24 protein-coding genes are annotated in these 22,181 nt (G+C 70.8%); 17 read left to right on the forward strand and 7 right to left on the reverse strand.

Features of this window, described 5'->3' with window-relative positions; translation table 11 throughout:
* Positions 1-14: 14 nt before the first annotated feature.
* From P3X83_RS05565 to P3X83_RS05600, 8 genes are all read left to right on the forward strand, one after another.
* Positions 15-368, forward strand: coding sequence for an STAS domain-containing protein (locus P3X83_RS05565; protein WP_277303773.1), 354 nt, complete (start codon positions 15-17; stop codon positions 366-368).
* Entirely contained in the window at positions 368-2,479 is a 2,112-nt protein-coding gene (glgX, locus tag P3X83_RS05570) for a glycogen debranching protein GlgX (RefSeq protein WP_277303774.1), read from the forward strand. Before P3X83_RS05565 ends, glgX begins: the two co-directional genes overlap by 1 nt.
* Before the next feature lie 48 nt (positions 2,480-2,527).
* A complete protein-coding gene (locus P3X83_RS05575; protein WP_277303775.1) occupies positions 2,528-2,845 on the forward strand; it encodes an STAS domain-containing protein in 318 nt (105 codons plus the stop codon).
* A gap of 10 nt (positions 2,846-2,855) precedes the next feature.
* On the forward strand, positions 2,856-3,314 hold the full coding sequence (locus P3X83_RS05580; RefSeq protein ID WP_277303776.1) for an ATP-binding protein: 459 nt from the start codon (positions 2,856-2,858) through the stop codon (positions 3,312-3,314).
* Between the two features lie 16 nt (positions 3,315-3,330).
* On the forward strand, positions 3,331-4,554 hold the full coding sequence (locus P3X83_RS05585; protein ID WP_277303777.1) for a PP2C family protein-serine/threonine phosphatase: 1,224 nt from the start codon (positions 3,331-3,333) through the stop codon (positions 4,552-4,554).
* Between the two features lie 27 nt (positions 4,555-4,581).
* A complete protein-coding gene (locus P3X83_RS05590) occupies positions 4,582-5,310 on the forward strand; it encodes an AAA family ATPase (RefSeq protein ID WP_277303778.1) in 729 nt (242 codons plus the stop codon).
* Between the two features lie 578 nt (positions 5,311-5,888).
* The gene (locus P3X83_RS05595) at positions 5,889-7,190 is read left to right on the forward strand and encodes a transposase (RefSeq protein ID WP_277303779.1); all 1,302 of its coding nucleotides are present in this window, start codon (positions 5,889-5,891) and stop codon (positions 7,188-7,190) included.
* A 163-nt stretch (positions 7,191-7,353) separates the two neighbouring features.
* On the forward strand, positions 7,354-9,114 hold the full coding sequence (locus tag P3X83_RS05600) for a CDGSH iron-sulfur domain-containing protein (protein WP_277303780.1): 1,761 nt from the start codon (positions 7,354-7,356) through the stop codon (positions 9,112-9,114).
* A 13-nt stretch (positions 9,115-9,127) separates the two neighbouring features.
* Here P3X83_RS05600 and P3X83_RS05605 read toward each other — a convergent pair whose 3' ends face one another.
* Entirely contained in the window at positions 9,128-9,559 is a 432-nt protein-coding gene (locus P3X83_RS05605; RefSeq protein WP_277303781.1) for a TIGR03667 family PPOX class F420-dependent oxidoreductase, read from the reverse strand.
* 123 nt (positions 9,560-9,682) lie between these two features.
* Between P3X83_RS05605 and P3X83_RS05610 the strand changes: the two genes are divergently transcribed.
* From P3X83_RS05610 to P3X83_RS05630, 5 genes are all read left to right on the forward strand, one after another.
* Positions 9,683-10,174 (forward strand): hypothetical protein, encoded by a 492-nt coding sequence (locus P3X83_RS05610; protein ID WP_277303782.1) that lies wholly within the window; start codon positions 9,683-9,685, stop codon positions 10,172-10,174.
* A 127-nt stretch (positions 10,175-10,301) separates the two neighbouring features.
* Positions 10,302-11,012 (forward strand): cellulose binding domain-containing protein, encoded by a 711-nt coding sequence (locus P3X83_RS05615; RefSeq protein ID WP_277303783.1) that lies wholly within the window; start codon positions 10,302-10,304, stop codon positions 11,010-11,012.
* Between the two features lie 137 nt (positions 11,013-11,149).
* Positions 11,150-11,656, forward strand: coding sequence for a sigma-70 family RNA polymerase sigma factor (locus P3X83_RS05620; protein ID WP_277303784.1), 507 nt, complete (start codon positions 11,150-11,152; stop codon positions 11,654-11,656).
* On the forward strand, positions 11,649-12,641 hold the full coding sequence (locus P3X83_RS05625) for a hypothetical protein (protein WP_277303785.1): 993 nt from the start codon (positions 11,649-11,651) through the stop codon (positions 12,639-12,641). The genes P3X83_RS05620 and P3X83_RS05625 overlap by 8 nt, the downstream gene beginning before the upstream one ends.
* A gap of 36 nt (positions 12,642-12,677) precedes the next feature.
* Positions 12,678-13,073, forward strand: coding sequence for a DUF2809 domain-containing protein (locus P3X83_RS05630; protein WP_277303786.1), 396 nt, complete (start codon positions 12,678-12,680; stop codon positions 13,071-13,073).
* Positions 13,074-13,081: 8 nt separating this feature from the next.
* Here P3X83_RS05630 and P3X83_RS05635 read toward each other — a convergent pair whose 3' ends face one another.
* From P3X83_RS05635 to P3X83_RS05645, 3 genes are all read right to left on the reverse strand, one after another.
* Entirely contained in the window at positions 13,082-13,906 is an 825-nt protein-coding gene (locus tag P3X83_RS05635; protein ID WP_277303787.1) for an SAM-dependent methyltransferase, read from the reverse strand.
* Positions 13,907-13,958: 52 nt separating this feature from the next.
* Positions 13,959-14,984 carry a pirin family protein gene (locus P3X83_RS05640; protein ID WP_277303788.1) on the reverse strand — a complete coding sequence of 342 codons (1,026 nt, stop codon included), beginning with the start codon at positions 14,982-14,984 and terminating at the stop codon, positions 13,959-13,961.
* Positions 14,985-15,120: 136 nt separating this feature from the next.
* A complete protein-coding gene (locus P3X83_RS05645; RefSeq protein WP_277303789.1) occupies positions 15,121-16,026 on the reverse strand; it encodes a CHRD domain-containing protein in 906 nt (301 codons plus the stop codon).
* A gap of 169 nt (positions 16,027-16,195) precedes the next feature.
* Here P3X83_RS05645 and P3X83_RS05650 point away from each other — a divergent pair, with 169 nt between their 5' ends.
* On the forward strand, positions 16,196-16,861 hold the full coding sequence (locus P3X83_RS05650; RefSeq protein WP_277303790.1) for a metal-dependent phosphohydrolase: 666 nt from the start codon (positions 16,196-16,198) through the stop codon (positions 16,859-16,861).
* Here the strand turns inward: P3X83_RS05650 and P3X83_RS05655 are convergent.
* On the reverse strand, positions 16,818-17,081 hold the full coding sequence (locus P3X83_RS05655; RefSeq protein WP_277303791.1) for a DUF4031 domain-containing protein: 264 nt from the start codon (positions 17,079-17,081) through the stop codon (positions 16,818-16,820). The genes P3X83_RS05650 and P3X83_RS05655 overlap by 44 nt on opposite strands.
* Positions 17,082-17,205: 124 nt before the next feature.
* Here P3X83_RS05655 and P3X83_RS05660 point away from each other — a divergent pair, with 124 nt between their 5' ends.
* Positions 17,206-17,451, forward strand: coding sequence for a ferredoxin (locus tag P3X83_RS05660; protein ID WP_277303792.1), 246 nt, complete (start codon positions 17,206-17,208; stop codon positions 17,449-17,451).
* 60 nt (positions 17,452-17,511) lie between these two features.
* A complete protein-coding gene (locus P3X83_RS05665; protein WP_277303793.1) occupies positions 17,512-18,432 on the forward strand; it encodes a diacylglycerol kinase family protein in 921 nt (306 codons plus the stop codon).
* Positions 18,433-18,744: 312 nt separating this feature from the next.
* Here P3X83_RS05665 and P3X83_RS05670 read toward each other — a convergent pair whose 3' ends face one another.
* Together P3X83_RS05670 and P3X83_RS05675 are read right to left on the reverse strand one after the other, a co-directional pair.
* The gene (locus P3X83_RS05670) at positions 18,745-20,073 is read right to left on the reverse strand and encodes an LLM class flavin-dependent oxidoreductase (protein WP_277303794.1); all 1,329 of its coding nucleotides are present in this window, start codon (positions 20,071-20,073) and stop codon (positions 18,745-18,747) included.
* A gap of 60 nt (positions 20,074-20,133) precedes the next feature.
* The gene (locus tag P3X83_RS05675) at positions 20,134-21,000 is read right to left on the reverse strand and encodes a phenylalanine 4-monooxygenase (RefSeq protein WP_277303795.1); all 867 of its coding nucleotides are present in this window, start codon (positions 20,998-21,000) and stop codon (positions 20,134-20,136) included.
* Positions 21,001-21,110: 110 nt separating this feature from the next.
* Here P3X83_RS05675 and P3X83_RS05680 point away from each other — a divergent pair, with 110 nt between their 5' ends.
* Positions 21,111-22,070 carry an SPFH domain-containing protein gene (locus P3X83_RS05680; protein ID WP_277303796.1) on the forward strand — a complete coding sequence of 320 codons (960 nt, stop codon included), beginning with the start codon at positions 21,111-21,113 and terminating at the stop codon, positions 22,068-22,070.
* Positions 22,071-22,181 lie beyond the last annotated feature (111 nt).

Consider the following 22,181-nt stretch of genomic DNA (forward strand, 5'->3'; position numbering starts at 1 on the left):
CAGGTGAAGAGTCCATGCCTACACGAACGCTCGACGTCACCATGTCGAGGGAGGGTGAGCTGGCCGTGGTCCGGCTCACCGGAGACCTGGACAGCAGAACCGCCCCCACGGTTCAGGAGCACGTCGGCAAGGCGCTGGCCGAATCGCGGCTGATCGCCTTGGACCTGACGGATCTCCGTTACATGTCGAGCGCCGGCCTGCGCGTGATGCTCCTGTCGTACCGGCAGGCGCAGCGGGCCGGCGGTGAGATGGCCGTGGTGGGGCTGTCCGACGAACTCCGCATGATCATGAGCGCCGTGGGGTTCCTCAGCTTCTTCACCATCGCCGAAGACCTCGACGAGGCCACGAAGCTGCTGACGGAGGAATGATGACGATCCCCCTGCTCGACCGGATCGACTCGTACCCGACCCACAAGATCGCAGGCTTTCCGGTACGGCACGGCAACCCGCTGTTGCCCGGAGCGACGTTTCTGCACGGTGGAGTGAACTTCACCGTCTGCTCCGAGAACGCCACGTCGATCAGCCTGGTGCTGTTCAAGCGCGGCGAGCAGGACCCATACGCGGAACTGCCGATCCCGGCGACGTTCCGCACCGGGCACATCTGGGCCATCACCGTGTACGACCTGGACAACCTGGACGACCTGGAGTACGGCTTCCGGGCGGACGGCCCCGGCGAGAACTGCTCGCCGGACCGGATCCTGTCCGACCCCTACGCCAAGCTCGTCTCGGGCCGCGAGGTGTGGGGCCAGGACCCCGACTGGAACGACCCCTACCAGCACCGTTCCAGGCTGATGTTCCACGACTTCCACTGGGGCGACGACACCTCCCCGCGCGTCCCGCGCGAGCAGCTCATCATCTACGAGGCCCACGTGCGCGGGTACACGCGCCACCCCAGCTCCGGGGTGAGCGCGCCCGGCACGTACGCGGGCCTGCGGGAGAAGATCCCCTACCTGAAGTCGATCGGGGTCAACGCCCTCGAGCTCATGCCGATCTTCGAGTTCGACGAGTTCGAGAACTCCCGGATCAACCCCGACACCGGTGAGCGCCTCTACAACTTCTGGGGCTACTCCACCGTCTCCTTCTACGCCCCGAAGGCCGGCTACGCCGCCAGCGGCCGGTACGGCATGGCGGGCGACGAGCTGAAGGCGCTGGTCAGGGAGTGCCACCAGAACGGCATCGAGGTCATCCTCGACGTGGTGTTCAACCACACCGCCGAGGGCAACCACGAGGGCCCGACGATCTCCTTCAAGGGACTGGACAACGACGTCTGGTACATGATGACCCCGGAGGGGTACTACTACAACTTCAGCGGCACCGGCAACACGATGAACTGCAACCACCCCGTGGTGCGCGAGTTCGTCCTGGACTGCCTGCGCTACTGGGTCGTGGAGTACCACATCGACGGGTTCCGCTTCGACCTCGCCGCGATCATGTCCCGCGACGTGGACGGCACTCCCATCCCCAACCCGCCGCTGCTGCAGGAGCTGGCCTACGACCCGCTGCTGCGCGGCTGCATCCTGATCGCGGAGGCGTGGGACGCCGCCGGCCTCTACGAGGTGGGCAGCTTCCCCAACTACCACCGCTGGTCCGAGTGGAACGGCCGCTACCGCGACACCCTGCGCCAGTTCGTCAAGGGCGACCCCGGGGTGATCGGCGAGATGGCCACCCGTTATGTCGGCTCCCCCGACCTGTACGAGGGCCGCTCGCCCGCCGCGTCGATCAACTTCGTCACGGCGCACGACGGGTTCACCCTCCACGACCTGGTCTCCTACAACGACAAGCACAACGAGGCCAACGGCGAGAACAACCGCGACGGCGGCAACGACAACGCGAGCTGGAACTGCGGCGCGGAGGGCGAGACCGACGACCCCGAGGTCAACGAGCTGCGCCGCAGGCAGATGAAGAACCTGCTCACCCTGCTGCTGACCAGCCAGGGCATCCCGATGATCCTGGCGGGCGACGAGCGCGCCCGCACGCAGTGGGGCAACAACAACGCGTACTGCCACGACAGCGAGCTGAGCTGGGTGGACTGGGCCGAGACCGAGCTCTCTGAGGACATGACCCGGTTCACCGGGCTGCTCACCCGGCTGCGCGGCGCCCACCCGGCGGTCCGCGCCCTGGAACACCCGACCGGGCGCGAGATCCGGCCGGGCATCCCCGAGATCAGCTGGCACGGAGTGACCGCCTACGCGCCGGACTGGTCCAGCGACAGCCGGTTGCTGGCGGTCATGCGATGCGCCGCCCTCGAAAACGAGGACGGCGTGGACTGCGTCTACGTCGCGTCGAACGCGCACTGGGAGGCACACGACGTCGAGCTGCCCTGGCTGCCCGACGGCGCGCTGTGGCGGGTGGCCGTGGACACCGCGGCCGCGCATCCCGGCGACGCCTACCCGGTGGGCAAGGAGCCCATCCTGGGCGACCAGCGCTCGGTGCGGGTGAACGCGCGTTCGACCGTCGTGCTCTGTTCGCGCATCCCCTAGGCACCCCTAGGCACAGTGCGACGACCTCTGGCGAAAGGACCCACCGAAATGTTCCAGGCCGATCTGACCATCACCGACGGCACCGTGGTCATCCAGATGAGCGGCGACCTCGACGCGTCCTCGGCGCCCAGCTTCCACGAGATCCTCCAGCAGGCGGCGGCGCACGCACCCAAGCAGCTCTGCCTGGCGATGCACAACCTCAGCTACATCTCCTCGGCGGGCGTCCGCGGGCTGGTCTTCGCCCGGCAGAAGATGGGCGACGACGTCGAGGTGATCGTGGAGGGCGCCAACGACAACGTCGCCGAGACCATCCGGATGACGGGGATGGAGCACGCCATCACGATCCGGGCGTCCTTCTCCAACTGACGGACCACCGGTGAGAACCCTCCGGGTGCCCGCCACCGTCTCCTCGCTCGGCGAGGTCGCGGAGTTCGTCGGTCAGGCGGTCGTGTGCGCGGACCTGGGCGAGAAGGACGCCTACCGGCTGCGGCTCGCCACCGACGAACTGGTCACCAACGTCATAACTCACGGCTTTCGGCACCGCCCTCCTGGGGACATCGAACTGCAGGCCTCGATCAGCGACGGCCGGGTCCTGCTGATGATGGTCGACACCGCGGGGGAATTCGACCCGACGGGGCGGGACAGGGCGGTGCCGCCGGCCGTACGGCCGTCCGCCGCGCGGTGGCCGGACGAGGGCAAGGCCGGTGGTTTCGGTCTCGCCCTCGTCCGGATGTGCGCGGACCGGATCCTGTACGAACGTGTCGGCGACCTGAACCGCACCATCATCGTGGTCCGCCGTTCCGGTCGCGGCCTGGGCGAGCGCGAGGATCGCTGAGGACGTGGACTGAGCCATGGAAGGACTGAAGGTCCTCGTCGCCGGGAAGAACGCGCCTGGCGACGACACCATCCGCGAACTGGCGAGCGCGCTGGTCGAGTGCGGCACCCAGCCGGTGCTCTCCTCCGGGGAGGAGATCCTCTCGGGGGCGCACGACGCCTTCGACCCCGACCTGCTGCTGCTGCACGCCGAGCTGACCAAGAAAGAGGTCGGGTTCGTCAGGGACCGGTGGCAGCGGTCCTGCGACCCGCCGGGCGCGCTGCTGTTCTGCGGCCCCGACCACGTCACCCTCGAACCCCACCTTGACCAAGGGCTCGACTACATCCTGCCGCCGTTCACCCCGGGGCTGGTGCGCAACCGCCTGACCTCGGGGTACGAACGGCGGCGCCTGGCCCGCGCGGTCGGCGACCTGGAACCGTCGCTCGACCTGCTGCTGCACGAGCGGGACCTGCGGATCGGGCGGCGGATCCAGGAGGGCTTCCTGCCCGCCGAGCTACCCTGCCCCACCGGCTGGGAGGTGGCCGCCCGCTTCGAACCGGCCAGGGAGGTCTCCGGCGACTTCTACGACGGATTCTCCATGGCGAACGGACGGCGGGCGGCCTTCCTCGTCGCCGACGTGTGCGACAAGGGCATCGGCTCGGCCCTGTTCATGGCGCTGATGCGGACCCTGCTGCGGCACTCGGCGGAGAACTGGTGGACCGGCGCGCTCGCGCCGTTCCTGCTGCCCGGACGGCAGGGCTTCCTCGGCTCGCCCGGCATCGGCGCGGTGCCGCTGCTCGCCGCGGTGCGCGGCACCAACCACTACCTCACCACCCACCATCTCAGTCAGGCGTACTTCGTGACGCTGTTCTTCTGCGTCACCGATCCCGCCACCGGCCGGATCCTCTATATCAACGGGGGCCACAATCCGCCGATCCTGCAGCGCGCGTCCGGCGGGCACCGCCTGTTGCGGGCGACCGGCCCCGCCGTCGGGCTCTGGTCCGACGCCGTCTTCACCATCGCCGCCGGCACGCTGGGCCCGGCCGACACGCTGTTCATGTACACCGACGGGGTGACCGAGGCCCGTAACGAGGAGGGCGAGCTGTTCGGCCTGCCCCGCCTGGTCAATCTGCTGGACGGCATGTCCGGCGCACCCGCCGAGGAGGTGGTGACCCAGGTGCTGGCCGAGGTCCGGGCGCACACGGGGAGGGCACCCCAGTCCGACGACATCACCATGCTCGTCCTGCGAAGGTGTCCATAGACCGTGGGGCGGCGTCAGGCACCGATCGTGGCCGTGTCCTCACCGCACGGCGGAACCGGGAAGACGTCCCTGGTGGTGAACCTCGCGTCCGTCTCGCTCGCGCGGGGCAGGCGCGTGGCGGTGGTGGACACCGCGATGCAGTCCCCAGGCCTGAGCGCCGCGCTGGGGCTGACCGTGCCCAGGTCCCTGGCCGACTACCTGTGCGGGACCTGCGACATCGCCGAGGCGGTGCGGCACCACCGGGGCGCGGGCGGCGCTGAGGGGGCGATGTTCGTCGTGGCGGCCTGCCGCGACCGCGAGGACGCGGCGGCCGCGCTGGTCGGGGGGTACGACCCGGGGCTGCTGGTGGAGGGCTGTCACCGGCTAGTGGACCTGCTGGACCTCGACCTGCTGCTGCTGGACACTCCGCCGGGGCTGAACACCGAGGCGCTGGTCAGCACCGGCATCGCCGACACGATCGTGCACGTGGACCGGGTGCGCGGGCTGCGCTCGGCGCTGGGCGCGCCGACCGCGACGACGTCGTCGTTCCGGCTGGTCGTCAACATGGTGCCGGCCACGGTGCCGGAGCCGGACGTCAGGGAGGACGTGCGCGCGGTGTACGGGGGCGTTCCGCCGCTGACCATCCTGCCGTACGTGCCGGAGCTCGCGGCGAGCGCGGGGGTGTTCGTGGAAACGCATCCCGGGCACGACGTGTCGGCCCGGATCCGGGCCCTGGCCCGCACCGTCCCAGGTGCGCACGGGATGCGAACCGTGTAAAAATACTCACTTCTCCGGGTCACCGGAAGATGGTCGCCGACCGGCGCTCCGGCAGAAAAAACAGGTAAATGGCCGCCTTTATTTAGGAAGTCATACAGTTCCCGCCGCAACGAAATCACCAGCGGTGACGGCCGGTCCCCCAGAGTGGCCATACCGGGCAGAGGGGCCGGCGTATGCGCTCGGTTTGCGGCGGTGTATCTGTCGGCGTATGCGGAGAAACCCAAGGCAGATGGGCCGCGGCGGCGCCGGGGTGAACTCTGGGCGGCCAATGAAATGCCATGTGCCGAGCGGCTCGCGACCCCTTGATTAACGGTCGGGTACTTTATCTCCGCCCTACAGTATTTTATCGGACGAACCCCACCTAACCGGACCCGGTGTGGTTGACTGATCGTTCTCCAACCATCTGGACATATAGCCAGAAGCACGTATTTTTGATTATATCTATAAGCAAGACCGGTCGCAGCGCGTCAGCGGGGGGAGGTGGCGCCGGGCCCTCGGTGAGCCTTCTGCGTTTTTCTTCCCAGGTACGGCCATGCTCGACCCCCCGGCGCGGCAGTTGAGGAAAGGAGGACAGAAGTGTGCAGTGGAACAATCAGGAACACGGCGCCTCAGAGCCGTCGTCGCAGATCGCCCGCCAGCTTCGCGAAGACTCTCTGCAAGAGTTCTGTGAAGAACTTTTCGCACCGTTGAGCAGGCGGGATCAACGCCGATGGGGATGGATGTACGTCCGCGGGTTACTACTGTCCGCGGGTCGCAAGTCGATGCGCAACATCGCCGCGACAGCCCATCAACCGGCGTCCCAGCAGAATCTACAGCAGTTCGTGAGCAAATCGACCTGGGACTGGCAGGAAGTGCGCCAGCGGCTGGCCAGGGTGCTCTGCAGGCATCTGAAAGCCACCGCGTGGGTGCTCTCACCTCTTGTCATTCCAAAGTCAGGAAACAACACAGTGGGAGTGGACACACAATTCGTCTCCCACTTGGGCCGGCTGGTCAACTGCCAGCAGGCCCTCGGCGTCTGGTTCGTCAAACCGGGTGTGAGCTGCCCCATGGACTGGCGGCTGATCCTTCCGACGAGCTGGACGGACGACCCGATACGCCGGCGTCGCGCCGCCATTCCGGTGGAGGTCAAGAACGCTCCGGCGTGGGAGCACGGGGTCGACGCGCTGATCACCATGATCAACGACTGGGGACTGCCGATGCGCCCGGCGGTGATGGACGTGAGGCAGGCCGACGCCGCGGAGATCATCGGGGAGCTACAGCGGCTGCACATGCCGTTCATCGTGCGGGTCAACCGGGCGGCGCGGTTCGTAAGGGCGAGACGAACCGGGCCGCGCAAGGGCGGCGAGGACGAGTACACGGCCGACTCCCTGGCCAGGATCCTGAAAGGCCAGCGGAGAGTGGTGCAGTGGCACGACGGCGAGCGCGGCGGCCATCAGGGCGTCCTCGCGGCCGCGATCCACGTCAACCTGCCGGAGGCCGAGCTCGGCGTGAGCGATCCGGACAACGTGTTCGTCCCGATCGGGATGGACATGCCACCCATGCAGCGCGCACTGGTGCTGATCGCGGAGTGGCGTGACTCCGTCCAGGGCAAGCCGGCCTTCTGGGTGTCCAACATCACCAGCGCGTCGGTGCCCACCCTGCTGGGCTGCGCGAACCTGACCCGCCAGGTTTACCGGGACCAGGAGCAGATCAGCAGGCGCATCGGGTTGTACGACTTCGAAGGACGGTCGTTCGGCGGATGGCACCGGCACGTGACGCTGGTGTCGGCGGCGCACGCCTACATCTCACTGAACCGCCTGAACGGTTCATTCAACGGAACATCGGAAGCGAAAGGCGAAATCATGACAAGGCACCGTGAATCTCCATGGCAGGAAGTCTGACCTGAGCTGGACCGACCTCACCAAGTGCCGTCGCGACACTAGGCAGTGCCGCGATGCCCGGACTACCGTAAACCCGTATTTACTACGGTTAGCCGTCCCCGTCGGCGGACGTCAGGTCGCGATCGATCGAGGTTACGTTATGACGGACAATAGCCTGGGCTCGTTGCTGCGAAATGCGACGCGGCTGGCACGGGAATTCGAGGGCGCGCGAGACGCGGAGCCGTGGACACGCTGCGGCCACCGGCTTCGCGAGAGTGTGATCCGCCCGCTCGCGAAGATCGTGCAATTGGAAGACGGCGCCCCCGCGGACGCCGGGCAGGATCAACCGGACGACTCCCGGGCGGGCGGGTGGGGTCGCCTATGGAGCCTGACCAGGGCCGCCACCGAAGAGCGTGTCCGCCGGGGCGCGAGCGCCCCGGCCGAACTGCTGGAGGCGGTCGCCGCCCTGCAGGAGGTCTCCCTCGTCGTCGCGGGTGACGAGGCGGAGACTCGGCTCGCGGAACTGCGCGAGCTGCAGGAGGGCCTGGAGCCCGGCATCGAGGTGGCCACCGACGGACCCTACCTGGTGACCAACGTCTCGGCCGTGTGCGACTGGCTGGGACGTCCGATCACCGCGGGGCCGCAGGTGGCGCTGTGCCGGTGCGGCGCCTCGGAGCTGAAACCGTTCTGTGACGGGAGCCACGAGCGGGTCGGCTTCTCCGGTGCCAAGGATCCCAAGCGGATCCCCGACCAGCGGGACTCCTACGCGGGTGTCAACGTGACCGTGCTCGACAACCGGGGCGTCTGCGCGCACTCCGGATTCTGTACCGACCGGCTTTCCACGGTGTTCCACGTGGGGCAGGAGCCGTTCGTGACACCCAGCGGCGGGCGCCTGGACGAGATCGTCCAGGCGACCCGCAACTGCCCGTCGGGGGCGCTGAGCTTCGCCATCGGCGGTGTCGAGCAGCGCGGGACCGTCGACTGGGTCCGGGGGCCCGCCATCGAGGTCTCCAAGGACGGGCCGTACCGGATCACCGGCGGCATAGCGCTGAGCGGTCAGGGAGGCGCGGACTCCGAGCGCAACGAGGGCGCCTCGCTGGAGCACTACAGTCTCTGCCGGTGCGGCCACTCGCAGAACAAGCCGTTCTGCAGTGGCATGCACTGGTACGCCGGGTTCCACGACCCGGTGGACGACCCCGACCACGAGCCCACGCTCTTCGAGTGGGCGGGCGGGCTGCCCGCGCTCACCCGGATGACCCGCCTGTTCTACGAGAAGTTCGTGCCGGAGGACCCCCTCATCGGCCCGCTGTTCGCCAGCATGCGGCCCGACCATCCGATCAGGGTGGCCAGGTGGCTGGGCGAGGTCTTCGGCGGGCCGCCGGCGTACAGCGGCAACTACGGCGGGTACGACCGGATGATCTCCCAGCACCTCGGCAGGCAACTGCGCGAGGAGCAGCGGGCCCGCTGGGTGGCCCTGATGGCCAAGGCCGCCGAGCAGGCCGGACTGCCGGCCGACCCGGAGTTCCGCGCGGCCTTCATCGCCTACCTGGAATGGGGTTCCCGGATCGCGCTGGAGAACTCCCAGAGCGGGGCCAAGCCCCCGGAGCGCATGCCGGTGCCCCGCTGGTGGTGGGTCTGCAACGCGACCCCGGGCGCCCGGATCTCGGCGCTCGCCGAGGTCCAGGAACCGGAGAAGGTGACCGTCACATTACCGGCCGAGGACGAGCCGGTGTCCTTCGCGGCGCACGTCAAACCGCTCTTCCGCGCGCAGGACAGGAATTCCATGCGATTCGCGTTCGACCTGTGGGCCCACGAGGACGTGAAAACCCACTCGGCGGAAATCCTGGCCCGGTTGAGCAACGGTTCCATGCCGTGCGACGGCGGCTGGTCACCGGACTGGATCGCGGTTTTCCGCCGGTGGGTCGAATCAGATATGCCGGAATAGCGGATACGGCGGGCTAGAACCCGCGCACACGCGTCAGGCGTACCCGGGCGAGCACCGGGTACGCCTCGACGAACTTCGCGGCGTCACCGACGATCCGGGCGATTCCCGCGCTGTACTTCTCCAGATAATCGGTGTGCGTGGTCAGGCTCGCCCGTTCGTCGAGCAGTTCGGCGTCGCCGGTCATCACCACGATGTCCTGTCCGCCGGAGCTGTCGAAGTTGAGCGATACCCTAGGGTTCCGCCTAATGTTCACCAGCCGTTTGGCGGCCGGTCGGTTGTAGATGAGGAGGCTTTCCGCGCCGTCCCACAGGAACCAGACGGGATTGGGCTGCGGCGTGTTATCGCCGGCCACCGTGGTGAGCCATACGACGGTGTCTTCGGTAAGCCTTTTCCGGACCCGCGCACCGAAGGGCGTGGATTGTTCGGGAATCACTTCTTCAGCCATTCCGCAATCATATGCCTGGCCACTCGGCCACGGGTCCGTACCGCGAAAAGGATGCCCGGCCGCTTTAAACGCGCCTACGCACGGTACACAGAGGATGACGCGGACGAACCCCCGGAGGTGTCCATGACGGAATCCTCACCCGGAGGCGGCACCGACAGTGCCGACAGTGCCGCCAGTGCCGCCAGTGCCGCCGATACCGCCGGTACCGCCGGTACCGCCGGTATCGGCCGTGCCCGCTGGGCGCGGTTCGCCCGCCATTTCGCCGAGACGCTCGCCGCGATGCTCGTGGGAATGCTGGTCCTGGGCACCGCGCTGCGCGTCCTGCTGGCCGCCCTCGGGCTGGAGTACTCGCGCGCCGCGCACCCGGAGGCCGCCTACGCCGAGATGGCGGGCGCCATGGCCGCCGGGATGGCCGCGTGGATGCGCCTGCGCGGCCACGGCCGGACGGTGACCCTGACCATGACGGCGGCGATGTTCGCCCCCGCAGTGGTGCTGTTCCCGTTGACGTGGCTGGGCGTGCTCAGCGGCACTGCGCTGGCCACCGCCGCGCACGCCGCGATGCCCCCCGTGATGCTCCTGGTCATGCTCCGGCACCGGGCGGAGTTCCTGAGCTGAGCGCCCGCCCCGCCGTACCGCACACTGGCGTAGGGGAAAACCATGGGGTTGACGGCGTTTGACACCACGCCTGACGATCGCCTCGAATCGGGCCTCCCGATCGGGCTCTCGACAGAATGGTGCTCCCATGCGTCTGCTCACGCGCTGCGCCGTCGCCTGCGCGGCCACACTGCTGGCCGCCGCGATCAGCGGCCCGGCGCTGGCCGCCGCCCCGGCGGCGACCGATGTCCAGCCGCCGTCCGCCCCGACCGGGCTGTGGGAGTGCGCGGCCGACTGGGCCAACGCGGTGCCGTTCTGCTGGACCGCCTCCACCGACGACGTCGGGGTCGTCGGCTACGACATCTACATGCGGCAGGGCGATACGTTCGTGCTGCACGGCGGCTCCACGTACACCACCTACACGGCCACCAACCTGATCGCGGGCCAGTGGTACACGTTCTACGTGGTCGCCAAGGACGCGGCGGGCAACCGCAGCGCGCCCTCGGCCCTCTACACGGCCCGCGCCCAGGAGGGCCTGCCGGTGCCGCCGAACTGCCATGTCACCTACACCGGCACGAACCGGGGCCGCATCCTGAACGGTACCGTCAAGATCACCAACATCGGCGGTACCCCCGTGTCGGGCTGGACGCTGCGCTTCACCTTCCCCGGCGACCAGCGGGTCAAGTCCGGATGGAACGGGATCTGGTCCCAGTCCGGGACGGCGGTCACCGTGAAGAACCTCCCGAGCCAGCCCGTGATCCGGCCCGGCCAGACGGTCACGACCGGCTTCACCGGGATCGGCTCGACCACCGGGCCCGCCGCGTTCACCCTCAACGGCGTCACCTGCGCCAGGGGCTGAGCCGCCCCGCCGTCACGTGTGAAGGCTGATCCCGCCGGATCGGCCTTCCGCCTTTTCCCCGCAGGATGAAACCCTTGGGGCGGTGAATTCCGTAGTACCGCCTGTGGGCGCTTTCCGATGAGTCGTTACTCGCCGGCATGGCGGCGGGCGAGACACAGGCCGCCGCGGCCTTCGTGCGCAGATACCAGGCCCGCGTCTTCGGCCTGGCCCGTGCCGTGCTCGGGGACGCCGCGGTCGCCGAGGAGGTCGCCCAGGAGGCGTTCGTCCGGGCCTGGCGGCACGCGGCGATCTACGACGCCAGGCGCGGGAAGGTGTCCACCTGGCTGCTCACCATAACGCGCAACCTCGCCGTGGACGCCCTGCGGCTGCGCCGGGAGGACCCGGTCGACCCACAGCGGCTCGTCTCCGAGCTGCTCGACCGTGAGCGCGGCGAGGACGCGCCACAGGACGTGGAGTTCGTCCGGCAGGCGCTCGGCTCCCTGCCGCGCGAGCAGGCGCGGGCGATCGCCCTGACCGTCTTCTACGGAATGACCGGCAAAGAGGTGGCGGCGCTCGAAGGCATACCGCTGGGCACGGCGAAGACACGGCTGCGGAGGGGGATGGCGAAGCTGCGCGAGCGGATGGAGGTGGCCGATGATGAGTGACGACCCGGCGTGCGCCCGAGCCCGGGAGGTGATCCCGGAGCTGGCGGCGAGCGCCATGCCGGGCGACGAGCGGGCCGGTGCGCTGAGCCACCTTTCCGGGTGCGCCGCGTGCCGCCGCGAGCTGCGCGAGACGGCCGTGGTGGTGGACGAGCTGCTCTCGCTGGCACCCGCGTACGAGCCGCCCGCGGGTTTCGAGGTGGCGGTCCTCGCCCGCGTCGCCGCCGGCGACGTCCCGCCCGGCAGGACCCGCCGCCGGTGGCTCCGGCCGCGGCCCGGACCCGACGGGGCCGCCTTCGTCTCACGCGAGCAGGACGGCCCTGAGCAGGGGGCGTCCTCTCGCGAGCAGGGGGAGGATCACCAGGCGTCCCCGGGAGAGGGAGGCACGCCCGGACGGCGAGACGTCCGCCCCGGGGCGGACGGGCCGCAGGAGGAGACCAGGAGAGGGAACCACCTCGCGCCCCTGCGCGAGCGCCGGTCGCGCGGGCGGCGGGGCGAACGTCCCGGCGGTGGCGGGCCGGGACGCGGGGCGCGAAGGGGACGCGGGTGGCGGCGGCCGGTGCTGCTGGTGGTCACCCTCGTCGCCGTGGCGATCCTGTCGGGAAGCGGGGTATGGCAGGCGACCGAGCCGGACCGCACGCTGGCCGCCGGGTACCGCGCGACGCTGGAGGCCGCGCACGGCAAGTACCTGACAGCGGGGGGCATCTACACCGGGGGGCGGCGGGTCGGCCAGGTCTTCGGCTACCAGGGCTCGCCAAACTGGATCTTCGTGGCCGTCCAGGGCGCCCCAGTGTCCGGCGTCTACGACCTGACGATGACCACCTACGACGGCGTCCGCCAGAAGCTCGGCCAAATCGTCGTGGCGAACGGGAACGGCACCTACGGCACCGCGATCGGGAATGATATAGCCGACGTCCGGCGAATCACCCTGACCCTGCCCGGCGTTTCCGACATAACCGGCCGCTTCCGCCAGCGGACCGGCTGGTAGGTCCCCCTTTCCCCCAGAACGCGTAAGGTGCCGGACATGCTGGACTGGAACAGGACCGCCTTGCGGACACGCGTCGTGGCGGTGGTGGCCGCGGCGGTCACCGTGGCGGCGGGCCTGGGGGTCAGGGCGGCCTTCGGCGGCGACTTCGCCAAGTACGCCGGTGACGCCCTCTACACCCTCCTGCTCTACACGCTGGTGGTCGCGGCGGCGCCCAGGGTCAGACCGGCGGCGGCGGCCGCGGTCGCCGCCGGGGTGAGCTGGGTGATCGAGTTCGCCCAGCTCACCGGGGTGCCCGCCGAGCTGTCCGCGCGCAGCACGCCGGCCAGGCTCGTCCTGGGCGCGACGTTCAACCCGCCCGACCTGTTCTGGTACGCGGCCGGCGCGGCGGCCGGATGGCTGATCCACACCCTGCTACGACGCCGGACGCCCTGAGCCCGGCCTCACCCGGGCTTGCGCCCGACGCCGCAGAAGGCGTCCACCTCGGGGGGCGGCCCGAAGGGGCCCTCCTCCGGCCGCCACCGCGAGACCGAGACCAGGCCCGGCTCCAGCAGGTCGAGGCCGTCGAGGAACCGCCCGATCGCGGCCGGGGAACGCAGCCGGTACGGCGAGCCCGCCTCGGCCCGGCGTCGCTCCCCCGCCCCTGCCCCGGCCGGATCGATCACGTTGGAGCCGTCGTTGACCGCGACATGGCTGCCCGGCGGCAGGGCCGCCACGAGCCGCCGCACGATCGCGTACGCCTCGCCGTCGTCGGCCACGTTGCCCATGATGCCGAGCAGCACGAGCCCGACGGGCCGGGTGAGGTCCAGCGTCCTGGCGGCCTCGGCGATGATCCGGTCCGTGTCGCGGACGTCGGCGTCCACGTAGTCCGTGGCCCCGTACGGGCCGCTGACCAGCAGGGCGCGGGCGTGCACGAGCACGAGCGGGTCGTTGTCGACATAGACGATCCGCGACTCCGGCGCGATCCGCTGGGCGACCTCGTGGGTGTTGTCGTGAGTGGGCAGCCCGGTGCCGATGTCGAGGAACTGACGGATCCCGACGTCCTCGGTGAGGTGCCTGACGACCCTGCCCAGGAACGCCCTGGAGTGCCGCGCGACCTCGATGATGTCCGGGAATACCTCCCGGACCTGCTCGCCGACCTCCCGGTCGATCGGATAGTGGTCCTTGCCGCCGACCCAGTAGTTCCAGATCCTCGCCGAGTGCGGGCGAGTGGTGTCGATCTTGGGAGTCGGCTCGGACTCAGGGGGCGTGCCCGATAGATCGGCCATATTCGGAAAGTATCATTACCCACAGATTTACCGGGGAAATCAGGCCTTTCGCTCAGTCGCCGCCGACGCCCGGAGCGGGGTTACGGCGGGGCCTGATGACCGCGTTCGGCAGCGGCGGCGCGGGCAGCCGCCCGACCTCACCCTGGTAGCCGCGCACGTCGCCGAACCTGGCCGAGCCGCGCCCCCACTCCTCCCGGTACTCCACGATGTCATCGTGGCTCCGGCCGACGAAGTTCCACCACATGACGATCTCCTCCTCGAACGGCGTGCCGCCGAGCAGCACCGCCCTGGCGGGCTCGCCGCCGGGATTGGCCACTTCCAGGCGGGTCCGGCCGGGCGGCAGGTAGCCGATGTGGGCGGGCTCGACGCGGACGCCCGCCACCTCGACGGGGAGCGTGTCGGCCAGGATCCCGTGCTCGAAGGCCGCGTCCACCTCCAGGACGACCCCTCCCCCGGCAGGCAGGACGATCTCCGCACCGAGCAGCGGCGAGAACACCGGCACCGGGGAGGACTCTCCGGCCAGTTCCCCGAGGAAGACCCGCGCCGACGGGCCGCCCAGGTCGACGCGCGTCGGCACGTGGTGCCGGAAGTCGCGGGGCGCGTCGCGGTCCGCGCCCGGCAGGGCCACCCAGAGCTGGACGCCGTGCAGCGTCGTGGTGCTCCGCGTGGACACCTCCGAGTGGCAGACCCCGTGCCCGGCGGTCATCAGGTTCAGCTCGCCCGGCCGTACCAGGGCGTGCGCTCCGGTGCTGTCACGGTGCTCGATCTCCCCCTCGAACAGCCAGCTCACGGTCTGCAGCCCGGTGTGCGGGTGCGGCGGCACGTCCATTCCGCCGGAGCGCGCCACGTCGTCGGGCCCGTAGTGGTCGGCGAAGCACCAGGCCCCGATCAGGGACCGCTCGCGCCGGGGCAGCGTGCGCCGGACCCGCATCGCCCTCGGGCCGCCGAGCGGGACCTCCCGCGGGGCCAGGACGCGCAGGCCGGTGACGGCGGAGGCGGGCTCCCCGGCGCGGGTGCCCGGCTCGCCCTGGTGCCCGCCGCAGCGCAGTTCGTCCGGGGCCTGTTCGGTGTTGCTCATGATCCTGCGACTCCCCCGATCGTCCGTCCCACCATCCGGGCCCCTCATGGGGGCGCCCGCCGTACGGGGGGATCGTACGGCGGGCGCTGGTGGCACACGGACGGCGGGGGCGGTGGGCTGTCGGCCGGGAGCCGGTTCACCAGCCCCCGGAGACGCGGTGCAACGCGCCGCGCACCGCGCCGCCGGGGAACTCGCCCGTGTGCAGGTTCGTGTACCAGTTCTTGGGAGCGCGCCGGATTCCGGCGGCGATGTCGGCCTTGATCGGCACGGTCCCGGCGATGCCGGTGATCGAGGCGGGCAGGCCCTTGGCGGCGGCGAAGAAGTCGAGCACGACCGGGCCGTTCACGCCCGCCTTGCCCCGGTGGACGTGGGCGTTCGTGGGCGCGCCGATCCGGTTCCAGACGGTCGCGTAGTTCGCCCGGCCGCCGTTGATCCACAGCAGCCAGCGGGCGCGGCCGTCGCGGTCGCCGACCTTCTGGCCGGGCGCGGGCACCTCCTGCGCGCCGGTGGCGTCGGCGGCGAACGAGGTCTTCGATCCGGTCCCGAGCAGCGCCGTCAGGCCGGTCGGGCGGATCCGGTGGAGCTGGGCGCGCACCGCGCCGCCGGGGAACTCGCCGGTGTGCAGGTTGGCGTACCAGTTGGCGGGATTCTGCCGGATCCGGGCCAGCAGCGCGGGGTCGGCGCTCACCGTGCCGGTGACGGCCCGCGCGCTGCCGGGCAGGGCCTCGCCGAAGAAGCCGAGCTTCACGTCCCCGTTACTGCCCGCCTTCCCCCGGTGGATGTGGAAGGCGGTGGGAGCGGCCACGTTCCGCCACCGGATCGCGTAGGAGACCTTGTTCCCGTGCAGGCGGAAGAGGGCCACCGCGCGGCCGTCCCGGTCGCCGACGGCCGGGCCGCCCTTCACCGGTACCTCGTTGCGACCGGACAGCGTGGCGGCGAAGTAGGCGTCGGCCGACGCGGCGGCCTGAGCGGGCACGGCGGCCAGGGACGTGGTGAGCGCGGCGGTCGCGAGTGCGGAGGCGGCGATCGTGCGAGTGAACATCGGAAAACCCCCCGGGGTCGGTGCTGCGGGTGTCGGATCATCGGCTTGCGATCAGGAGCACGCGGCGGACGGCCCGGGGAGTTCAATCGGACTTCTGCGTAAAACTCCACAGAACCCGGCACGGCGGGCCCGTTCGGCACCGAGCGGCCGGTGCTGGGATGCTCGTCAAGTGGACGAAGCCGAAGACCTGGCCGAAGACCTGATCGCCGGATGGCCGTCGCTCGCGGGCGGCTCCCCGGCGTCCCTGGAGGTGGCCGCCGACCTGGCGGCCCGCTGGGCGGAGCCGCACCGCCGCTACCACACCACCGCCCACCTGCGCGCGGTGCTGGAGGCGATCACCCCGCTCGCGGCGTACGCGGCCGACCCCGTCGCGGTGCGGCTCGCCGCCTGGTTCCACGACGCCGTCTACGACGGGGTCCCCGGCCAGGACGAGGAACGCAGCGCACGACTCGCGCTGCGCCTCCTGCCGCGCTGCGATGTGCCGCCACCGCGCGTGGACGAGACCGCCCGCCTGGTGCGGCTGACCGCCACGCACGATCCTGAGGAGGGCGACGCGAACGGGGCCGTGCTGTGCGACGCCGACCTCGCGGTCCTCGCCTCGCCCGGCTACGACGGCTACGCCCGGGCGGTCCGTGAGGAATACCGGCACGTGCCGGACGACGCGTTCCGGGCGGGCCGGGCCGCCGTGCTTCGCCGTCTGCTCGCCGCGCCGCGCCTCTACCGCACGGCTACGGCGCACGATCTGTGGGAGGCGACCGCACGGGCCAATCTCGCGGCGGAACTCGCCGCGCTCAGCGGACCTTCCGCCGCCGCAGACCCGACGCCACCAGCCTGAGCAGCAGCTCCCGCGAAGTCACCGGCTCGGCGCCGAGCGCCACGGCGCGGGCGTGGACGGTCTCCGGCACGTCGTAGTGGTCGCGGTCGAACGCCCGGCGCGGCACCCCCAGTTGGCCCGCGAAGTCGTGCAGCTCGTCCAGCGAGACATCGCTGACCAGATGAGACCAGAGCAGGCCGCGCGGCCCCGGCCAGATGGGCGTATCGATCAGCACTGCCACGCGTCCAAGGGTAGGACCTTCCGGCGGGCCCGCCGTCCGGGGCGACCCCTGATCCACGCGGCGTCGAGCGCCGCACTCCCGGGGACTGAGATGCTGGGAAGTGAACCTGAACAAGGAGCATCCGATGAGAATCGAACTCAATGTCGAGCGATGCATCGGCGCGGGCATGTGCGCGCTGACCGCTCCTGACCTCTTCGACCAGGACGAGGACGAAGGCACCGTGGTCCTCCTCGCCCAGCCCGCGACGCCCGCCCAGGAGCGGGCCGCCCGGCAGGCCGCCGACCGTTGCCCGAGCGGCACGATCCGCGTGGTGGAGGACGCCGCCGACGCCGACGCGACGGCGGCCCAGCCGGGGCACTCGACCGGCTGAGCCCCGTTTACCGGTGCGCCCGTGGGTAAAGAGCGGGGACAGCGGGAGAACGGGGGAAGGATGCGGCGGCTGCTGGTGATCGCCAACGCGGCGGCGGGCGGGGCCGACGACGACGCCGTGGAACGTGCGCGTGCCGTCCTCGCCGCCGGCGCCGACGTGGCCGAGGCCACCGCCGCCGATCCCGCCCGGCTGCCCGCGCTGCTCGGCGAGCACCCCGGGCGCGATCCGGTGGTGATGGGCGGCGACGGCACCCTGCACGCGCTGGTCGCCGCGCTCGACGCCACCGGCGGGCTAGGCTCGCGCACGGTGGGGCTGATCCCGATGGGCACCGGCAACGACTTCGCCCGCGCGCTGGGCCTCCCGCTGGATCCGGGCGAGGCGGCCCGGGTCATCGCGCGGGGCGAGCGCCGCCGGGTCGATCTGATCCGCGACGACCGGGGCGGCCTCGTGGTCAACGCGCTGCACCTCGGCGTGGGCGTCGAGGCGGTGGAGGCGGCGGCCCCGCTCAAGCCGGTGCTGCACCGGCTGGCCTACGCGGCCGGCGCGCTGCGCGCGGGCCTGAGCACCACCGGCAGCCGGATCCGCGTCACCGTGGACGGCCGGGTGGTCGCCGACGGTGACCGCAAGGTGCTGATGGCCGGTGTCGGCAACGGCTCCACCATCGGCGGCGGCACGCCGCTGGTCCCCGATGCCCGGCCGGACGACGGGCAGGCCGACGTCGTGGTGTCGTTCGCCACCGGGCCGCTGCAACGGCTCGCGTACGGCGTGCTGCTGCGCCTCGGCCGTCATGTCCGCCACGAGACCGTGCGCACGGCCAGGGGCGCCGACATCCGGATCACCTGCCCGCCGCTGCGGGTCAACGCCGACGGCGAGCTGATCGGCCCCGTCTCCGGCCTGTCCCTGACGGTAGAGCCGGGCGCCTGGAGCGTCTACTCCCCGGCGCGCCGGGATTTCCACGAAAGAACTCTCGCGAAACCCTGAACCTTCCCGGCCCCGGCCGCGTACAACCTATGGCAACGGTCCGCACGACAGGCTTTCGACGCCTGTGGCGTCCGAGCCGCGAAGGGTGGCCCGGCCCGGGGGATGGGCGGGACGCCTGGCGCGGACGGCAAGGCGTACGTCCGGGGGAAGAGTCGCACGGCCGGGGATCCCACTTGGATCACCGGCCGTGCGGCGTTCCCGGCCCGCGTGGCCCGCACCCCCCAGCCCGAGCGCCACGGTCCGTTCCCCGGCCCTGCTTCCCCCGGGGTCCTTGTTCCCCTGTTCCCTTGTTCCCTTGTTTCTCCTGGTACGTCAGCCCGCCGCGGCGACCCGCCCCGCGTACCTGGACTCGGGACGGGCGAGCCCGTAGTTCTCGCGCAGCGTCCGCCCCTCGTACTCCGTCCGGAACAGCCCTCTCGCCTGCAGCACGGGCACCACGTGGTCCACGAAGTCGGCCAGCCCGCCGGGCAGGATCGGCGGCATGATGTTGAAGCCGTCGGCGGCCCCCGCCTCGTACCACTCCTGGAGCTGGTCGGCGATCTGCTCAGGGGTTCCGGCGACCACCCGGTGGCCCCTGCCCCCGGCCAGGCGCGCGAGCAGCCCGCGCACGGTGAGGTTCTCCCTCCTGGCCAGCTCGACCACCAGCCGGCGGCGGCTCTGCGCGCCCTCGGTGTCGGTGCCGATGTCGGGCAGCGGCCCGTCCAGGGAGTCCTCGCCGAGGTCGATGCCGGTCATGTGGGAGAGCTGGCGCAGCCCGTAGGCCGGGATGAGCAGATCCTCCAGCTCCTTCTCCAGCAGCAGGGCGGCCCGCTCGGTGTCGCCGATGATCGGCGAGATGCCGGGCAGGACGAGCAGGTCGCCGGGGCGCCTCCCGTACGCGCCCAGCCTGCCCTTGATGTCGGTGTAGAACGCCTGGGCGTCGGCCAGGGTCTGCTGGGCGGTGAAGACCGCCTCGGCGTGCCGGGCGGCGAACTCCTTGCCGTCCTCCGACGAACCGGCCTGGACCAGCAGCGGACGCCCCTGGGGCGGCCTGGCGGTGTTGAGCGGTCCCCTGACCGCGAAGTGCTCGCCGCGGTGCTCGACCGCGTGGATCTTCTCCGCGTCGGCGTAACGGCCGCCTTCGCGGTCCTGCACGATCGCGTCGTCCTCCCAGCTGTCCCACAGCTTGGTCGCGACGTCGAGGAACTCTCCGGCCCGCGCGTAGCGGCGGGCGTGCGCCGGCCGCTCGACGCCGAAGTTGTGCGCCTCGGCCTCGCTGGCGGAGGTGACGATGTTCCACCCGGCCCGGCCGCCGCTGATGTGGTCGAGCGAGGCGAACTTGCGCGCCACGTGGTACGGCTCGTTGTAGGTCGTGGAGACGGTGGCGATCAGGCCGATGTACTCGGTGACGGTGGCCAGGGCGGACAGCAGGGTCAGCGGCTCCAGGCCGCCGAGCGCGTTGTAGCGGACGTCGCCGCGCAGGGCCACGCCGTCGGCGAGGAAGACCGAGTCGAGCAGGCCGCGCTCGGCGATGGTGGCCAGTTCCTGGTAGTGCCTGACGTCTCTGAGTCGCGAAGGGTCGGTACGAGGGTGCCGCCACGCCGCTTCGTGGTGGCCTACGCCCATCAGGAAGGCGTTGAGGTGAAGCTTGCCCTGGCTCATGAGTCGAAGGTACGGCCCGGTCCGGCTAAAGTCAATATTTCCTACTTGTTTTACATGCAATTATCGGGAGCGTATGAGCCGGGCCGTCCCGTCGTCGAGAGTGGCCAGGAAGGCCGCGAGGACGTCTGTCAGGTGGTTCAGCGAGCGGGCGCGGAAGAGGACCGGCTGGTAGCCGGAGATCTCGTACGGCGTGGCCAGCATCGCGGGCACGTCCAGCTCCCTGACCTGGCGGTCCGTGACGCTGCCGAGCTCGCCGAACGACGAGAGCAGCGCCGCGCCGTACGCCTTGGTGCGCCCGCCCTCCGCGATGACCCCGTACTCCAGGGTGAACCAGTACAGGTCGCTGACGATCTGCAGTGCCTCCTCCGTCTCCAGCCGGGCGGCGGCCTCGCCGATCAGCCGGTAGACCGAGGCGAAGGCGGGCATCGCCAGATGGATCCCATGGCCGAAGACGTCGTGGAGGATGTCCGGCTCCGGCGAGTACATCGGCACGGCGGGATGCCGGACGAACTGCACCGCGTGGAAGTAGCCCAGCGCCATGGAGCCGAGGAACCGCTTGTTGGCCACCGCTCCCCCGGCCAGGGTCAGGTCGAACCCGGTCAGCCCCCGCAGGCGCGAGCCGACCTCCGCGTGCGTCGGGATCCGGTCGGGCGGGATCTCGGCCGCCTCCCGGCCGTCCAGCGCCTCCCGGCAGGCGTGCTCGCGGTGGGCCGCGCCCAGGGTGCGGTGGACCGTGCGCCAGGTCGCCACCTCCGCCTCGGTGTACTCCACGGGCGGCGAGGGGTCGCCGACCCGGTGGCCTCGGGCCCGCGCCCCGAACGCCCGGCGGCGGGCGAGATAGCGAGGATCGCGCAGTCCGGGATGCTCGGCGGCGCTCCCGATGACGCCGTCGGCGGAGACCGGGGTCCGGCGCCAGACATCACTCACAATCGGATTCCTACCCAGGACGGACATTGTTGGGTAATTCACTTGTGGAATCGTTGAACAATTTTTACCGTTAGGGGGATGCTTCTCCCGAATGAGACCGGAGGCATGTCATGTCCTTGGGGTCGTCCTTCAAGATCGCCGCCGGGGTGGCCGCGCTGCTGCTGGCCATCCCCACGCTGATCGGGCTTCTCGGCGGGCTGGAGCGCACCGAGCCGGGCCAGATCGCCGTGGTGCGGGACGGCGGGCCGTTCGACGACACCGCCGTCCGCCAGATCATCGACCCCGGCTCCGGGATCACCTGGGCGGGGATGTGGTCCAGCGTCCATGCGTACCCGGCCCAGCAGCGCTTCTACACGATCACCTCCGACCCCAAGCGCGCCACCGCGCTCGGCGTGGACGTGGTGACCACCCCGAGCGCCGACGGCGTCAACCTGGGCATCGAGGGCACCCTGTACTTCACCCTCAACCTCGACCACGAGACGCTGCGCCGGTTCGACGACCGCTTCGGCACCCGCACCTTCCGCGGGCAGGACGACACCGCGCGCTACGCGTGGGACGGCGACGAGGGCTGGGCGGCGTTCTTCGGACAGGCGGTCCGCCCGGTGATCGACAACGCCCTGCGGGTCCAGGTGGGCGCCCGCCGCTGCGTGGAGCTGGTCTCCTCGTGCGCCCTGGTCCAGGAGGGCGGCGGCACGGACACGGAGTTCCGCGACACGGTGGCCAACGTGGTGAAGGTGCAGGAGGGCGTGAACGCCGCCCTGGCCCGCGACGTCCCGGCCATGCTGGGCGACGACTTCATCACCGGGATCCGCTTCAACCTGGTCAAGGTGACCCTCCCCACCGGGGTGCAGGACGCGGTGAACCGCTCGCTCGCCGCAGCGGCCTCGGTGTCGGAGTCGCGCGCGAAGGTGCTGCAGGCGGAGGCCGAGGCCAAGGCGAACCAGGCCAGGCAGGACGGCTACGACAAGTGCCCGGCCTGCGCGGAGATCGACAAGCTCAAGTCGCTGCCCAGCGGCATCACCGTCTACGCGCCGGGCAACGCCGACGCTGTGGTGGTGCCGACCCGCTGACCGGCGGGGCCGGCGGCCGATGCGCGGCCGTCAGCGGCTCGTGCGCGGGTCATCAGGGACGGCGGCGAGAGTGGGCGACGACAACCGACCTCGCACAGAAACGGGCCCCTT

This window comes from Spongiactinospora sp. TRM90649, from assembly GCF_029382225.1.
Taxonomy (GTDB): domain Bacteria; phylum Actinomycetota; class Actinomycetes; order Streptosporangiales; family Streptosporangiaceae; genus Spongiactinospora.

Coding starts and splice junctions, on each gene's coding strand:
- P3X83_RS05670 (WP_277303794.1), bottom strand. CDS start 20,073: ATGAGCCAGGGCAAGCTTCACCTCAACGCCTTCCTGATGGGCGTAGGC.
- P3X83_RS05615 (WP_277303783.1), top strand. CDS start 10,302: ATGCGTCTGCTCACGCGCTGCGCCGTCGCCTGCGCGGCCACACTGCTG.
- P3X83_RS05635 (WP_277303787.1), bottom strand. CDS start 13,906: ATGGCCGATCTATCGGGCACGCCCCCTGAGTCCGAGCCGACTCCCAAG.
- P3X83_RS05645 (WP_277303789.1), bottom strand. CDS start 16,026: ATGTTCACTCGCACGATCGCCGCCTCCGCACTCGCGACCGCCGCGCTC.
- P3X83_RS05605 (WP_277303781.1), bottom strand. CDS start 9,559: ATGGCTGAAGAAGTGATTCCCGAACAATCCACGCCCTTCGGTGCGCGG.
- P3X83_RS05665 (WP_277303793.1), top strand. CDS start 17,512: ATGCGGCGGCTGCTGGTGATCGCCAACGCGGCGGCGGGCGGGGCCGAC.
- P3X83_RS05565 (WP_277303773.1), top strand. CDS start 15: ATGCCTACACGAACGCTCGACGTCACCATGTCGAGGGAGGGTGAGCTG.
- P3X83_RS05660 (WP_277303792.1), top strand. CDS start 17,206: ATGAGAATCGAACTCAATGTCGAGCGATGCATCGGCGCGGGCATGTGC.
- P3X83_RS05625 (WP_277303785.1), top strand. CDS start 11,649: ATGAGTGACGACCCGGCGTGCGCCCGAGCCCGGGAGGTGATCCCGGAG.
- P3X83_RS05610 (WP_277303782.1), top strand. CDS start 9,683: ATGACGGAATCCTCACCCGGAGGCGGCACCGACAGTGCCGACAGTGCC.
- P3X83_RS05620 (WP_277303784.1), top strand. CDS start 11,150: ATGGCGGCGGGCGAGACACAGGCCGCCGCGGCCTTCGTGCGCAGATAC.
- P3X83_RS05575 (WP_277303775.1), top strand. CDS start 2,528: ATGTTCCAGGCCGATCTGACCATCACCGACGGCACCGTGGTCATCCAG.
- P3X83_RS05630 (WP_277303786.1), top strand. CDS start 12,678: ATGCTGGACTGGAACAGGACCGCCTTGCGGACACGCGTCGTGGCGGTG.
- P3X83_RS05680 (WP_277303796.1), top strand. CDS start 21,111: ATGTCCTTGGGGTCGTCCTTCAAGATCGCCGCCGGGGTGGCCGCGCTG.
- P3X83_RS05640 (WP_277303788.1), bottom strand. CDS start 14,984: ATGAGCAACACCGAACAGGCCCCGGACGAACTGCGCTGCGGCGGGCAC.
- P3X83_RS05585 (WP_277303777.1), top strand. CDS start 3,331: ATGGAAGGACTGAAGGTCCTCGTCGCCGGGAAGAACGCGCCTGGCGAC.
- glgX (WP_277303774.1), top strand. CDS start 368: ATGACGATCCCCCTGCTCGACCGGATCGACTCGTACCCGACCCACAAG.